This is a genomic window from Pseudofrankia asymbiotica (assembly GCF_001983105.1).
Classification (GTDB): Bacteria; Actinomycetota; Actinomycetes; order Frankiales; family Frankiaceae; genus Pseudofrankia; species Pseudofrankia asymbiotica.
On record NZ_MOMC01000054.1, the window covers coordinates 15,376 to 29,246 of the forward strand.

The 13,871-nt window shown below is 73.3% G+C and carries 11 protein-coding genes; 7 read left to right on the forward strand and 4 right to left on the reverse strand.

Annotated features, from left to right (window positions below):
• Positions 1–24: 24 nt before the first annotated feature.
• The gene (locus tag BL253_RS26205; protein WP_076819981.1) at positions 25–1,557 is read right to left on the reverse strand and encodes an amidohydrolase family protein; all 1,533 of its coding nucleotides are present in this window, start codon (positions 1,555–1,557) and stop codon (positions 25–27) included.
• A gap of 155 nt (positions 1,558–1,712) precedes the next feature.
• Here BL253_RS26205 and BL253_RS26210 point away from each other — a divergent pair, with 155 nt between their 5' ends.
• From BL253_RS26210 to BL253_RS26230, 5 genes are all read left to right on the forward strand, one after another.
• Positions 1,713–1,922, forward strand: coding sequence for a hypothetical protein (locus BL253_RS26210; RefSeq protein ID WP_076819982.1), 210 nt, complete (start codon positions 1,713–1,715; stop codon positions 1,920–1,922).
• Between the two features lie 124 nt (positions 1,923–2,046).
• Positions 2,047–2,562: an SDR family NAD(P)-dependent oxidoreductase gene (locus tag BL253_RS26215; protein ID WP_076819983.1), complete on the forward strand. Its 516-nt coding sequence runs from the start codon at positions 2,047–2,049 to the stop codon at positions 2,560–2,562.
• A 71-nt stretch (positions 2,563–2,633) separates the two neighbouring features.
• On the forward strand, positions 2,634–3,482 hold the full coding sequence (locus BL253_RS26220) for a helix-turn-helix transcriptional regulator (protein ID WP_076819984.1): 849 nt from the start codon (positions 2,634–2,636) through the stop codon (positions 3,480–3,482).
• A 293-nt stretch (positions 3,483–3,775) separates the two neighbouring features.
• The gene (locus BL253_RS26225) at positions 3,776–5,839 is read left to right on the forward strand and encodes a molybdopterin-containing oxidoreductase family protein (RefSeq protein WP_420801722.1); all 2,064 of its coding nucleotides are present in this window, start codon (positions 3,776–3,778) and stop codon (positions 5,837–5,839) included.
• A gap of 183 nt (positions 5,840–6,022) precedes the next feature.
• The gene (locus tag BL253_RS26230; RefSeq protein ID WP_076819986.1) at positions 6,023–6,670 is read left to right on the forward strand and encodes a hypothetical protein; all 648 of its coding nucleotides are present in this window, start codon (positions 6,023–6,025) and stop codon (positions 6,668–6,670) included.
• An 863-nt stretch (positions 6,671–7,533) separates the two neighbouring features.
• Here BL253_RS26230 and BL253_RS26235 read toward each other — a convergent pair.
• Positions 7,534–7,989 carry a nuclear transport factor 2 family protein gene (locus tag BL253_RS26235; RefSeq protein WP_081438707.1) on the reverse strand — a complete coding sequence of 152 codons (456 nt, stop codon included), beginning with the start codon at positions 7,987–7,989 and terminating at the stop codon, positions 7,534–7,536.
• A 156-nt stretch (positions 7,990–8,145) separates the two neighbouring features.
• Positions 8,146–9,507, reverse strand: a complete 1,362-nt coding sequence (locus BL253_RS26240; RefSeq protein ID WP_241835148.1) for an MATE family efflux transporter — start codon at positions 9,505–9,507, stop codon at positions 8,146–8,148.
• 240 nt (positions 9,508–9,747) lie between these two features.
• On the opposite strand from BL253_RS26240, the gene BL253_RS26245 reads away from it, so the two are divergent.
• Positions 9,748–10,917, forward strand: a complete 1,170-nt coding sequence (locus BL253_RS26245) for an alpha/beta hydrolase (RefSeq protein ID WP_076819988.1) — start codon at positions 9,748–9,750, stop codon at positions 10,915–10,917.
• Between the two features lie 45 nt (positions 10,918–10,962).
• Here BL253_RS26245 and BL253_RS26250 read toward each other — a convergent pair whose 3' ends face one another.
• The gene (locus BL253_RS26250) at positions 10,963–12,543 is read right to left on the reverse strand and encodes a sensor domain-containing protein (protein ID WP_131831574.1); all 1,581 of its coding nucleotides are present in this window, start codon (positions 12,541–12,543) and stop codon (positions 10,963–10,965) included.
• A gap of 212 nt (positions 12,544–12,755) precedes the next feature.
• On the opposite strand from BL253_RS26250, the gene BL253_RS26255 reads away from it, so the two are divergent.
• On the forward strand, positions 12,756–13,613 hold the full coding sequence (locus tag BL253_RS26255) for an SDR family oxidoreductase (protein ID WP_076819990.1): 858 nt from the start codon (positions 12,756–12,758) through the stop codon (positions 13,611–13,613).
• Positions 13,614–13,871 lie beyond the last annotated feature (258 nt).

A 13,871-nucleotide genomic window follows, 5' to 3' on the forward strand; every position in this document is an offset into this window, starting at 1 on the left:
GTCCCAGGCGGGGCTGGGCCGGACTCACTCGGCCGGCTCGGCCACGTCCGGCTCGGCCACGTCCGGCTCGGCCACGTCCGGCTCGGCCTGATCCTCCCAGGAACGCCGTCGGTCCGGGGCGCGCGGCGACCAGTCCGGCGGCCCGGCGAGGCGGGAGACGCCGGCGGCGGCGAGGCCGGAGGCAAGGGCGAGGCGGCGTGCGAGCGGGCGGGCGCGCTCGATCTGTTCGCGCTCGTCGACGACGACGCAGGTGTGGTCGGCGACGAGGCGGCGCCCGTCGACCCAGACGTCGCGCACGGCCCGCGGGGAGGCGCCGTAGACGAGCTGGCCGCACGGGTCGTGCAGCATCGAGACGCAGACCGAGTCCTGCAGCAGCACCAGGTCGGCCCGCTTCCCGGGCTCGATGCTCCCCACCAGGTCGTCGAGGCCCAGCGCCCTGGCGCCTTCGAGGGTGGCCATCCGGAGCACGGTCGGCGCGTCGAGGACCGCCGGGTCGACAGCGTGGACCTTCGCGAGCAGCGCCGCCATCTTGACCGCCTGCAGCATGTCCTGGCTGTCGTTGGAAGCGGCGCCGTCGGTGCCGATCCCGACGGTGACACCGGCGGCGCGCAGCCGGGGAACCGGGCACACCCCGGAGCCGAGGATCATGTTCGCGACCGGGTTGTGGGCGATCGCGACCCCGTGGCCGGCGAGGATCTCGACGTCGGCCTCGGTGACCCACACCCCGTGTCCGGCGATGAGCGGCCGCTCGAACATGCCGAGGCGCAGCGCGTGCGGGATCGTCCGGCGGCCCCAGCGGGCGCTGGCGGCGACCAGCTCCTCGCGTACCTCGGCGAGATGGGTGTGCACCGCCCAGTTCCTGGCGCGGCAGGTGTCGACACCCGCCTCCAGCAGCTCGTCGCTCTGCCCGAGCAGGGTGCCGACGCCGTAGCGGAAGTCGACCGGGGCGCCGCGGGCCGCCGCCAGGGCGACGGCCGCCGCCAGGTCGTCCTGCTCGTCCATGATCCGCCTGACGTCCGCCCAGGGCGCCCCGGGCTCGAAGGCGTCCTCCGCGCCGAACGAGACCACGCCGCGCAGGCCGGCGCGAACCAGCCCGTCGACGACGCCAAGGCTCGCGAACTCGTCGCGGTTGCTGTGCACGAACATGTCGTTGACGGTGGTGACGCCGGTCAGCAACAGCTCCACGGCGCGCAGCAGGGTGCCCTCCCGGGCGTCCTCCTCGGTGAGGACCGAGCCGAGCGGCCCGACGATCCGCTCCCCCCACTCGAACAGCGTCAGCTCCGAGCCCATCCCGGTCGTCAGCGCCTCGGACAGGTGGGTGTGCGCGTTGACGAGGCCCGGGATCAGCAGTCCCGTCCCGTCGCCGTCGACCGGGACGTCGGGGAGGGCGGCCCGCAGCTCGTCGTACCCGCCGACCGCGACGATCTCACCGCCGCGGATGTGGACGGCGCCGTCGGCGATGTCGCCCTCGGGGCCGACGGTGAGCACCCACGCCGCCCTGACCAGCGTCTCCACGCGTCCCGGTGGGCCGTCCGGACGCGGCACCGTGTCGGCCACAGCGTGATTCTCACATCCGCCACCCCGTTCGACGCGGCCCGGCCGCGCCCGCGACCACACTCACGCCCATGCCACGCCCACACCGGCATCAACGCCGACACGCCTGATCGGTCCGGGTGGCCGCGCGTGCCTGGCCGTGTGGTCAGCTGTGGGGCGTGGAGGCGATCCCTGACCGGCAGGAGATCGTCCGGTACTGCCAGGAGTGCGCCCGGCACAGCGTGCTGCTCGCGACCGGCCACGGCTCGCTGTGGGAGTGCGCCGGCTGCGGCACCTGGCTGCGGTGGCCGCTCCAGCCCGCCGTTCCCGACCTGTCCACCGTCACGGTCCTCGACCACCACCGGGCCAGGCGGCGCAAGGCCTCCTGAGCCGGCTCACCTGGGCGCGCCCGCGCGCTGCCCGAGCCGCGCCGGTGCCGCCCGCTCAACGGGGATCGCGGATCCCTGGTTCGAGAGGTCCTTGGCCCGGGTCCGCCGGGCGCGAAGAGTGGGGATGCGCACCCGGACTCCCCACCACTACCTGGTCAACAACGCCGGCAACTCGGCCCAGACCCCGCTCGGCTCGACATCCGTCGAGACCGTCGACGCGCTGTTCGCCGTGCACTTCAAGGGCGTCTTCTTCCTCACCCAGGCGCTGGCGCCGGTCCTCACCGACGGTGGCGCCATCGTGAACCTGTCGAGCGGCCTCGCCCGGTTCGCCGGGGATGGCTGGTCGGTGTACGGAGCGATGAAGGGCGCGATCGACGTGCTCAGCCGGTACCTGGCCAAGGAACTCGGCCCGCGCGGTATCCGGGTGAACTCGGTCGCTCCCGGGCCGATCGCCACCGACTTCGGCGGCGGCACCATGCGCGACAACGAGCAGGCCCGGTCGCACATGGCCGCACAGGCGGCCCTGGGCCGCGTCGGCGAGCCGGACGACATCGGCCCGCTCATCGCGACCATGCTCTCCGACCGCACCCACTGGATCACCGGCCAGCGCGTCGAGGCCTCCGGCGGCACCCTCCTCTGAAGGCCGGCATTGGGTAGACAACCGGGTGGGCATCTGTACCAGGACCGACGAACGCCGAGAACGGATCGCCGATGGATCGCGCGCAGCTCGCCGACTTCCTGCGCAACCGACGGGAGGCGCTGCGGCCCGAGGATGTCGGGCTCGCGCGCGGACCGCGCCGCCGGGCCGCCGGGCTGCGCCGCGAGGAGGTCGCCGCGCTCGCCAGCATGTCGGTGGACTACTACAGCCGGCTGGAGCAGGAACGCGGCCCGCGGCCGTCCGAGCAGATGCTCACCTCCATCGCCCGTGGGCTGCGGCTCAGCCTCGACGAACGGGACCACCTGTTCCGGCTCGCCGGGCACAACGCCCCCGCCCGCACCATCCACGACGATCACGTCAGCCCCGGCATCATGCGGGTGCTCGACCGCCTCCAGGACACACCCGCGCAGGTGATGACCGTCCTCGGCGAGACCCTGGTCCAGACACCGCCGGCCATCGCCCTGCTCGGCGAGCAGACCCGGTTCACCGGCCCGCGACGCAGCGTCGTCTACCGCTGGTTCACCGAGCCCGACTCGCGGCGCGTCTACCCGGTCGAGGACCACCCGACGCACTCCCGGATCTTCACGTCCGACCTGCGCACGGCGTCGTCGCGCCTTCCGGGCGACCCTCGGGTCTCCCAGATCATCGCCACGCTGAGCGCTGAGAGCGCCGAGTTCGCCACGCAGTGKGCGGAACACGAGATCGGCGTGCRCCACGAGTACAAGCGCATCCAGCACCCGGAGCTCGGCGTCATCCACGTCCAGTGCCAGTTGCTGCACGACGACCAGCGGTCCCAGTCGCTGCTGGTCTTCACCGCCACTCCCGGCACCGAGGACGCCGAGAAGCTCCGGCTGCTCAGTGTCATCGGAGACCAGCGGCTCAGCCCGAACGGTGCCGGCTGACCGGGCCAGCACCAAGCCGTTGACGGTGGTTCTGGCCCGCCACTCGTCCTTACCGGGCAATGCGAACGGAGGTGTTGGGCCGCTGGCTGATCGGCCAACGCGGCCGAACGCCCTTGTCAACACCGTGGGCGGATTGTGCGTCTCGCCTCGCGAGAGTACGGTTTCCGTCACGAGGCGAGGCCGTTTCGACACCGAGTCGGCGGGCCGCGCGGAGTGCGGGGCCGCTGTGCGCCTCGGCCGGCGACGGCCAGCCATGAACGGGGCGTGAGCCCCTGACGCCGGTGGGAGGCCGCATGGCCGTGGCAGGTACTGACGTGGCGGGCACGGACACGGCGCGCACGGACACGACGCGCACGGATACGACGGCCACCAGGACAGTTCGCAGCTTCTGCCGGGTGTGCACCTCCGTCTGCGGGATCCTCGTCGAGACCGCCGGGGACCAGGTCTTACGGGTGCGCGGCGACCGGGACCACCCGATGTCCGCCGGCTACACCTGCCCCAAGGGCCGAGCGCTCCCCGACGTGCATCACCACCCCGACCGGTTGGAACGCCCGCTCATGCGCGCCGGCGACGGCTTCCGCCCGACCACCTGGGAGGAATGCCTCGACGACCTCGGCGCCCGGGTACGGGCGATCATCGACGAGCACGGGCCGTCGGCCGTCGGGATCTTCTTCGGCAGCGGGGTCGGGATGGACGCCGCCGGCTACAAGATGGCGCAGTCCCTGCACCGGGCCATCGGAACGCCAGCGAAGTTCAGCCCGCTGACCATCGACGGCACGGCGAAGGTACTCATCTCGGACCTCGTCGGCGGCACACCCGCGCTCGCCGGCCGGCCCGACTACGACACCGCGACGTTCGTCCTGTTCGTCGGCAGCAACCCGGTCGTCTCCCACGGGCACACCGTCGCCATGCCGAACCCGATCGGCACGTTGAAGGCGCTGCGCGACCGCGGCGAGATCTGGGTGGTCGACCCGCGGCAGACCGAGACCGCGAAGCTGGCCACCGGCCACCTGGCCCCCCGCCCCGGCACGGACCACGCCGTGCTCGCCTACCTGGTCCGCGAGGTGCTGCGCGACGGCGCCCGCCGCGACGTGCTGGAGAACCGCTGCGTCGACGCCGACACGCTCGCGGCCGCCGTCGAGCCGTTCACGCTGGAGCACACGGCCGCGATCTGCGACGTGCCGGCGGACGAGCTCACCGCGCTGTGCGCCGCGGTCCGCCGGGCCGAGCGGGTCGCCGTCGAGACGGGTACCGGCGTGACGATGTCGGCGAGCGCGAACGTCACCCAGTGGCTCAGCTGGGCCCTGATGATCGTGACAGGGTCGATGAACCAGCCGGGCGGCGCCTGGTTCCACCCGGGGTTCGGCAACCGGCTGGAGAACGTCCAGCTGCCGGTCTCCCCGGCCGGCGGCTCGTTCGGCCCCGGGCCGCGCAGCCGCCCCGAGACGCACTCGTTCCTCGGCGAGTGGCCGTGCGCGGTGCTCGCCGACGAGATCGAGGCCGGGAACATCCGCGCCGTGCTGAACCTCGGCGGCCACCTCGTCACCGCCTTCCCGGACACCGAGACGCTGGTCCCGGCGCTGCGCAAGCTCGACGTGTTCGCCACGATCGAGATCATCGCGAACGAGACGACCGCGCTGTCGACGCATGTGCTGCCGACGAAGGACCAGCTCGAGCGGGCCGACATCACGCTCTGGGACAACCTGATGCCGCGGGTGGCGACCCAGTACACGCCCGCGGTCGTCGAGCCGGTCGGCGACCGGCGCTCCACCTGGTGGGTGCTCGCCGAGCTGGGCCGCCGCCTCGGCCACGACCTCGCGGCCACATCAGGCGACGCGGCCACGGACGGGGCGAGGCTCGCGAAGGTCGTTCCCCGGGACACGTTCGGCGAGGACCTGACAACCCGCCAGTGGGCCGAGACGGACCGGCAGCTGCCCGCCCCGTGGGTCGAGCGTCACCTCGACCGGCTCGGCGGCTGGCGCCTCGCGCCCCGCCTGCTCGTCGACCAGCTCGCCGGGCTTACCGAGCCCGCACCGCTCGTCTTCGTCCCGCGGCGGCAGAAGCGGCATTTGAACTCCCAGTTCGACTTCCTCGGCACCCAGGCCGAGATCCTCATCCACCCCGACGACGCCACCCCCGCCAGCGTGCGCGACGGCGAGCCGGTGACCGTCCGCACCGCCCACGGCGAGATCACCGGCCTCGCCCGCGTCGACCCCGCGGTCCGCCGAGGCGCCGTCTCCATCCCCCACGGCCACCAGTACGCCAACGTCAACCGTCTCACCGACAAGAACGACCTCGACCCCATCACCGGCATGGCCCACTACTCCGGCGTCCCCGTGACCATCCACCCCGGATAGGCCCGGTCCGACCAGAACCGGCAGGCCGCCGGAACGGGAGGACCGCCGGAACGGGAGGACCGCCGGAACGGGAGGGCCGCCGGAACGGGAGGGCCGCCGGAACCAACCCGGCCGGACCGGACCATCTGTCAGGAATCCGACGGATGGTCCCGGTTCGGGCCGACGCCCTGGCACGGTAGCCGGATGATCTTTGAAGGAGTCGCTGGCAGGCGGAAGGTCCCGTCGGGGGCGCGGGCCGTCATCCTGACCGGCGCTCTCGCGCTCATCGGCGCCTGCTCGCTGCTCGCCGGCGACCCACCACCGCCGCTGGTGATCGACGCCGCCTACGCCGAGGCGTTCTCCGGGGCCACCCTCGACGACTTCGACCGGCTGGCCGGCACGCCGTCGACTCCGCTCGACCCCGCGACGGCCAGGCTGGTCGGGCCGACGTTCGGCGCGCACTTCGATGCCACGGCGGTCACGACGTCGGTGGACGGCCTGCTCTTCGAGAGCCTCAAGCGCCATCTCCACCCGGACGACGTGTCGGCACGGCTGCGTGGCCCGCATCGGACCAGCCCCGGCCACGAGCTGGTACTCGCCCACATACCCATCGGTCAGCACCTGCCAGAGCCAGAGCTCGGCTACCCCAGCGACGGCCTGTTCACCGGCTGGCAGATCGTTGTCGGCGGCCGGCGCCTCGCCCTCACCGACGACGGCGACCCCGCCGAGCTGGTCACCGGGTCGGTAGTCGCGGTGAGCGTGCCCATCGGCTCCGACCCGTACCTGTCCGCGACCGCCAACGGCCAGACGAGGATGATCAGCCTGCGCACCGRCCGGCCGGCGGCGGGTTAGAGACGATGGCGGCCTGGAGAACGGCCCGCGGGAGACCGGGGCCCACGGCCGGGCTGGACAACGGCGGCCGCGCGGATCCGGCGGATCGAGACGCGTCCGAACAGGGACCATGCTCGCTCCGGTCGCCCCGCGCCCCATCCGGGACGAGAGGTTCATGATCTGGTGGGATCCTCAGAGTCCTGGCGCCGACGATGCCACCAGATCATGGCCCGATGGATTCCGGGATTCTGGCGCCGACGGCCCCACGGCCACGCTCATCCGTCCCTGGGTTCTGGGGCCCAGGAGACCGGGATCCACCCCACAAGCCATGGCCAGATCCGATGAGGGGCTTGAGTAAATTCGGTCCCTCGCTCTGGCGCCGACAATCGCACCAGATCACGGGGTCGCTGGCCGTGAGGCGCGGTCTTGGTGGTGAGTGCGCCAGGCGGATGTTCGCGAGGATGCCCTCGGCCCTGGCGTCGGGCACGGTCCAGGCGTGACGGCGGACCGGGTTCACCCCAGCCATGGCCGTTCGGATCGGCTCACTGGCTTTGTGGGAACGAGCGCATCTGAGGCACACCACGCGGAGCGGGGAGCGCGGCCGGCCGGCTGGTCCCGGCCTTCCGCGGACCGTTGGCGGCCGCGCGGTTCGGCCGGCGCCAGGACCGGCGGCGCCAGGACCGGCAGTGTCAGGACCGGCGGCGCCAGGAGCGGCAGTGTCAGGACCGGCAGTGTCAGGACCGGCAGTGTCAGGACCGGCAGTGTCAGGACCGGCAGTGTCAGGACCGGCGGCGCCAGGACCGGCGGCGCCAGGACCGGCAGTGTCAGGACTGGCGGCGCCAGGAGCGGCGGCGCCAGGCCCGGCGGTGTCAGGCCCGGCGGTGTCAGGCCCGGCGGATGGACCTCAGCGGGGCCTCCCAGTCAGGGCTGCCGCCGGTGGTGATCATGCGGACGAGGTGGAAGGTGCGCCGGCCGATGCGCCAGCCGTCGGTGGTGCGGACGAGGGTGTCGTCGTAGCTGCCGATGACGTCGATGAAGGCGTTCGGGTCATCCGGGCGGATCATGAGGACGGCGTGCACGTAGGAGCGGGCGGTCGCCTGGTCGCCGGTCACGTCGATCACCAGGTTCGACAGCTGATGACGCGTGTCGCCCATGTCCCGGTGAGCCGTGGCCATGTAGTCCATGATCGCGTCGGCGCCGGAGAGGCGCAGGCCGTAGTCCGCCTCCACGTCGTCGGTCCAGCAGGTCCGGAACAGCTCCCAGTCCCGCTGGTCGATCCCGGTCGCGTATCGGATCAGCACCTCGCTGATCTGCGCCTTGTCCTCGCGTAACCCGTCCACCGCTTGCTCTCCTTCGGCCCTTCGGCTCGTCGATCTCATTGGCCCACCACCTTCCTCACGCGACCGGCCCGGTCGCAAGCGATATCGGCGCCAAGCGATATCGGCGCCAAGCGATGGCGCCTGCGCCGCCTTCGCGGCACGCGGTGGATCGGTCCGTCAGCGGCTGGCGCCGACGACGAGCCAGCGACTGCCGCGGACGCGCAGGCCGAGGGTGGCGGCGCGGGCGGCGAGGTAGCCGCCGGCGAACGCGCCCATGAGGCAGCCGACGCCGGTCGCGCCAGTCGGCCGCCACAGCAGGACCGCCCCCGCCAGCACGGCGAACACGGCGAGGTTGAGCAGACCGGTCCAGGCGAGGTAGCGGTTGTCGCCGGCGCCGATGAGCACGCCGTCGAGCACGAAGACCAGCCCACTCAGCGGCGCGGTGGCGGCAAGCACCAGCACCGCGGGAACGACCAGGTCGGCGACGTCGGCCGCGTTGGTGAAGGCCGGGCCGATCACCCAGGCCAGGGCCGCGAACACGGCCCCCAGCGCGAGGCCGCCGCCGATCCCCCAGGCGACGCAGCGGCGCAGCACGATGCGCGCGGCGCGCACGTCACCGGCGCCGAGCCGGTCGCCGACGAGCACCTGGGCGGCAACGGCGAGGGCGTCGAGGGCGAAGACCGCGGTGAAGTACAGCGTCATCGCGATCTGGAACGCGGCGAGCTCGTTCGAGCCGAGCGCGGTCGCGACATAGGTGACGAGCAGCAGCGCGGCGCGCAGGCTCGCCGTGCGCAGGAGCAGCCAGAAACCGGTGTGCGCGCCGCGCAGCACGCCGACGAGACGGGGGGCGCCGCTCGCCCCGACGCGGCGTGCGTGGCGGGCGACCATCACCAGGTAGGCGGCGACCATGCCCCACTGGGCGAGGACCGTGCCCGCGGCCGAGCCGGCGATGCCCCAGCCCACGCCGTAGATGAGGGTGCCGTTGAGCGCGGCGTTGGCCGCGAAGCCCGCCCCCGCGACGACGAGCGGGGTGCGGGTGTCCTGGAGGCCGCGCAGCAGCCCGGCCGCGGCGTAGACCAGCAGCATCGCCGGCAGGCCGGCCATCGAGATCCGCAGGTAGACGGACGCCTCGTGCGCCACCGAGGCGCCCGCGCCGAAGGCGCGCAGCAGCGCCGGGGTCACCCACCAGCCGACGACGGCCAGGGCCACGCCCAGGGCGGCGGCCAGCCACAGCCCGTCGATGCCCGCCGACACCGCGCCGCGCAGGTCGCCGGCGCCGCGCAGCCGGGCGACCGTCGGCGTGGTCGCGTAGGCGAGGAAGATCATGAGCCCTACGGCGGTCTGCAGTACCGACGCCGCGAGGCTCAGCCCACCCAGGGCGGCCGCGCCGAGATGGCCGACCATCGCGGTGTCGGCGAGCAGGAACAAGGGCTCGGCTATCAGCGCGCCGAGCGCCGGGGCGGCGAGCGTGACGATCGCGCGGTCGAGGCTCCGGTCCCCCCGCCCCTCGAAGGAGCCAACGGAGCCTTCCGATGTCACCAGCGCACCTCCGAGGGCCCCGCGGGTGTCCAGCCGGAGCGGTGGCCGCCGCCACGCCTGTCCGGCACGCCGCCCGCAAACGTAGCTCCGCCCGCCGGGCCGCCGCCCGTAATGTCCGTCACCCAGGCGACGGCCGGCCGGGGAGGATGAGATCGCCACGGGCGACAAAAAGTGATATCACTTTAGTGGACGCGGTATGGGCAGAGATCTGGCCGTACGCCTGATGGAAGGAACCGCGCGATGCCGGTGGGATATCTGGTGGCCGTCGTTCTGATCGGGTGCGCGGTGCTGGTGGCGCTCGCCCCGCCGCGCCGGCCGCCTCTCCTGGCCAAGGCGGCCTATCTGTGGGGCATCGCCTGGAACGAGCTGCCGCTGCTCGCGCTCGCCTATCTGCTCGTCGTCACGCTGCTCGCCTTCACGGCTGGGGATGTCGACTCGGTCGGCGGCTGGCTGACGTTCGGCCTGGCGGTGCTGATCGCTGTCGGGGTGGCCGTCGTCGCCTGGCTCGGCACGCGGGCGAGGCCGGCGGTCGAGGAGGCGCTCGACGAGGCGCTCGACGCGGGCCGGGGCGCCGGGCTCGACGCGCCCGCCACGAACGGGCGACGGCTCCGCCGGTACGGCCGGATCCTGTTCGGCCCCTTCCCTGTCCGCGGGCCCGGCGTCAGACGGGTGAAGAACATTCCCTACGGCGACGAGGGCTGGCGGAACCTGATCGACGTCTACCACGATCGTTCCCGGCCCGCCGGCGGCCCAGTGCTGATCCACCTTCACGGCGGCCGGTACACCGGCGGCCGCAAGAGCACCCAGTCACTCCCCATGCTGCACCGGCTGGCGAGGGAGGGGTGGGTCTGCATAAGCGCGAACTACCGGCTTCGCCCGGCCGCGGGCCTGCGCGAACACCTGGCCGACGCGAAGAAGGTGATCGCCTGGGCTCGGGAGCACGGCGCGGAGTACGGCGCCGACCCGTCGACCATCTTCGTGGCGGGCAGCTCCGCGGGGGCGCACCTGATGTCCCTGGCCGCGCTGACCGCCGACGACCCCGCGCACCAGCCCGGCTTCGAGACCGCGGACACCTCGGTCACCGCCGTCGTCTGCCTGGGCGGCTACTACGGCGACTACGGCACCGACCCGGGCTGGCGGGCGCCCTCCTCACCGCTGGACTACGCCCGGCCGGACGCGCCACCGTTCTTCGTGGCGCACGGCGACCGGGACAACGTGGCCCGGGTGGAGGACGCCCGGGAGTTCGTGGCGCGGCTGCGCGCCGTGTCGTCCAGCCCGGTCGTCTACGCCGAGCTGCCCGGCGGCCAGCACGCCCTCGACCTGTTCCACTCGCCGCGTTTCGAGGCCGTCGTCGACGGGATCGAGACGTTCGCCGCCTGGGTACGGTCGCGCGCGAACACACCCGCGTAGGCGGCGGCCTCCGGACAGCTCCATGGCGGCCGACCTGTTGCCGCCCTACCGCCGCGTGGGCGCCACGGTGACGGTGCCGTCGCCGGTGTGGGCGCGGATGGCGCGTGGGGCGGAGGGTGCCGTGGGGAYCGTGACGCGGGTGCGGCCGTCGCCGGTGGACGCGTCGACGCGGTAGGGGCCGTCCTCGGGCAGGGCGATGGTGACACCGCCGTCGCCGGTGGTGGCGGACACGTCTGACGGGGCCGTGTCGAAGGTCAGCGCGATCCGGCCGTCCCCGGTGTGCACGGTGGCCGACGGCGAGGTCAGGCCGTCGCCGGTGATGCCGCCGTCGCCGGTGCTCAGGTCGAGCGAGCCGCTGGACCGGGAGACGACGATCCTTCCGTCGCCGGTCCGCGCCGTGACGGGGCCGGTGGTGTCGGTGACGCGGACAGGGCCGTCGCCGGTTCGGAGGGAGACGGGGCCGGCCACGCCGGAGATGTCGACGGACCCGTTGCCGGTGCGCAGGGTCAACCGGGCGCCGCGCGGGACCGTCAGGGTGTAGTTCACCGCGCACTGGTCGAAGATTCCGCCTCGGCAACGGGCGGTGAGCGCGACGCCGCCGTCCGCCGTCGCCTCGCCGGCGACGGTCGGGGTGCGCAGCGCGTAGTGCTCGGTGTAGGCGACATCCACCCGCGTGTCGTCGCCGGTCTTGACGTGGACGTCGCCGGCGCTCGCGTTCAGCGTGATCAGCCCGCCGTTCCAGGCGTAGCGCGCGGTGTGGTGCGCGCTGGTCCGGGCCATCAGCCCGACGAGGTCGGCCGCGTTGAAGGACGCGATCGCGAGCACGACCGGGAGGCCGACGGCGAGTACCGCCGCCCGGCCGGCGGTCAGCCGCATCGGCGCGCCGCCCAGGTAGCTGGCGCCAGCGACGGCGGGCGTCTCGCCTCGCTCATCCCACCCGTCCCGCCCGCCCTGCCCGGGCAGGAGGCGCCGGCCCATCGCCGCGGCCGCCGTGCCGAAGCCGTACGCCAGTGCCAGGCCGACGACGCCCACGACGACACCGGCGGCGCACAGCAGCCAGGCCGTCCGCATGTCCGTGACGTGGAACATCCAGAGGTCCGCCCGCCGGCCGGGGACGCGGTGCAGCCAGCCGGGCATCGACAGCAGCGCGAGCGACGCCCCCCACGCGGACATCGTCAGCGCGAACGACAGCGTCGCGACCACCCACCTGACCAGCTGGTAGGCGACAGYCCGCCAGGTCGCGGCATCCCGCAGCCACGCCCTGAAGCCGCGCGGCGCCGCCGGCGACGGCCCGAGCTCGACCCCGAGGAAGAGCCCGAGTCTGTGCCGCTCGAACCCGGCCAGGCCACGAGCGACGACGCCGAGCAGCAGGAAGAACGGCAGCGCGAGCCAGATCAGCGGCACCAGGCCGACCGACAGCGCCAGCAGCGTCACCGTCGCGACGAACCCGACAAGGCCCACCACGAGGTCGACCGGCGGCAGCACGACTCGCAGCCCCAGCCGCAGCAGGCCGCTTCCCCACAGCCGATCATCATCAGCCCGCCGCCAGTCGTCCCATTCCGTCGTCTCCGCGGGGTCGGCGAGGCCGGCGAGGCCGGCGGGGCCGGCGGGGCCGGTCGATGCCATCTGATCGTTCACAACGATCACGCTAGGCCGGAGGCGACCGCCATCCCATCCAGCCGCCCCCCGAACCTGAACGGGGCCTAGGCCCACCTCCGGTCAGGTCCCGCCGTCCCAGCGACGGCCCCTCTTGTAAATCAACTCTTACGTAAGGGTAGATTTGCCTGTACCGGGCTCGACGAGAGCCTGAGGAGTGCGGGCAGGAGGTCGCGACCAGGATGGCTGGAGATCGGCGCGACGCTGGCAGGGCAGCCGGACCGGCGGGTGACCGGACGCGCGCCGCGACCAGCCGCACGGACGGCGACGACGACGAGCGCGGGCCGACAGCGTCCGAGGGACACCCACCGCTCGGGCCCGGCCTCGCGGGCCGCGGGGCGCTGGTGACGGGGGCCTCCAGCGGGATCGGACGGGCGATCTCGCTACGGCTGGCGCGTGACGGCGTCCGGGTGCTGGCGACCGGCCGCAACGAGCAGGCGCTGAAGAGCCTGGTGAAGGAGGCGGACGGCGCCGGCCTCGCGCTGGACCACTTTCCCGCCGACCTGACGGACGCGGACGAGCAGTCCGGGCTGCTCGACGCGGTCCACGGCTGCCTCGGCGCGGTGTCGGTGCTCGTGCACTCGGCGGGCGCCTACCGGCGCGGCCAGCTGGCGGGGGCGCGAGTCGCCGACCTGGACCTGCAGTTCGCGGTGAACGTCCAGGCTCCCTACACACTCACCCAGCGGCTGATCCCCGACCTGAGGAGCACCAGCGGCGACGTCGTCTTCGTCAACTCGACCCAGGGCCTGGCCGCGAGCGCCGGCGTCAGCCAGTACGCCGCCACCAAGCACGCCCTGCGCGCCATGGCGGACAGCCTGCGGGCGGAGATGTCCAGCAACGGGGTCCGGGTATGCAGCATCTATCCCGGCCGCACCGCGACCCCGATGCAGGAGAAGATCTTCCAGGCCGAGGACAGGACCTGGCGGCCGGACTGCCTCCTGTGGCCCGACGACCTCGCCGACATCGTCGCCCACACCCTCGCGCTACCCGCCCGCGCCCAGGTCACCGAACTCACCGTCTGGCCGACCCACCGCCCCTGAACCGCCCGGCGCGAGGCCCGCGGTCGGTTCGACGGCGTGGCCGGCAGAGGTCAAACCGGCGCACCGCCACGCCGTGGCAGTGCCCGAAGCCGGGCCTTCCCGCGGACATTCACCCGCCGCCGTGCACGGCCAAGATCGCGCCCCACGGCCACCGCCCCGTGACCTGGTGGGATCCTCGGCGCCAGAGCGAGGAACCGAATTTACCCAAGCCCCTCATCGGATCTGGCCATGGCTTGTGGGGTGGATCCCGGTCTCCTG

What these genes read in the sequence shown, in the direction of transcription:
- BL253_RS26255 (WP_076819990.1), top strand. Translation starts at nt 12,756, where the DNA reads ATGGCTGGAGATCGGCGCGACGCTGGCAGGGCAGCCGGACCGGCGGGT.
- BL253_RS26225 (WP_420801722.1), top strand. Translation starts at nt 3,776, where the DNA reads ATGGCCGTGGCAGGTACTGACGTGGCGGGCACGGACACGGCGCGCACG.
- BL253_RS26215 (WP_076819983.1), top strand. Translation starts at nt 2,047, where the DNA reads ATGCGCACCCGGACTCCCCACCACTACCTGGTCAACAACGCCGGCAAC.
- BL253_RS26245 (WP_076819988.1), top strand. Translation starts at nt 9,748, where the DNA reads ATGCCGGTGGGATATCTGGTGGCCGTCGTTCTGATCGGGTGCGCGGTG.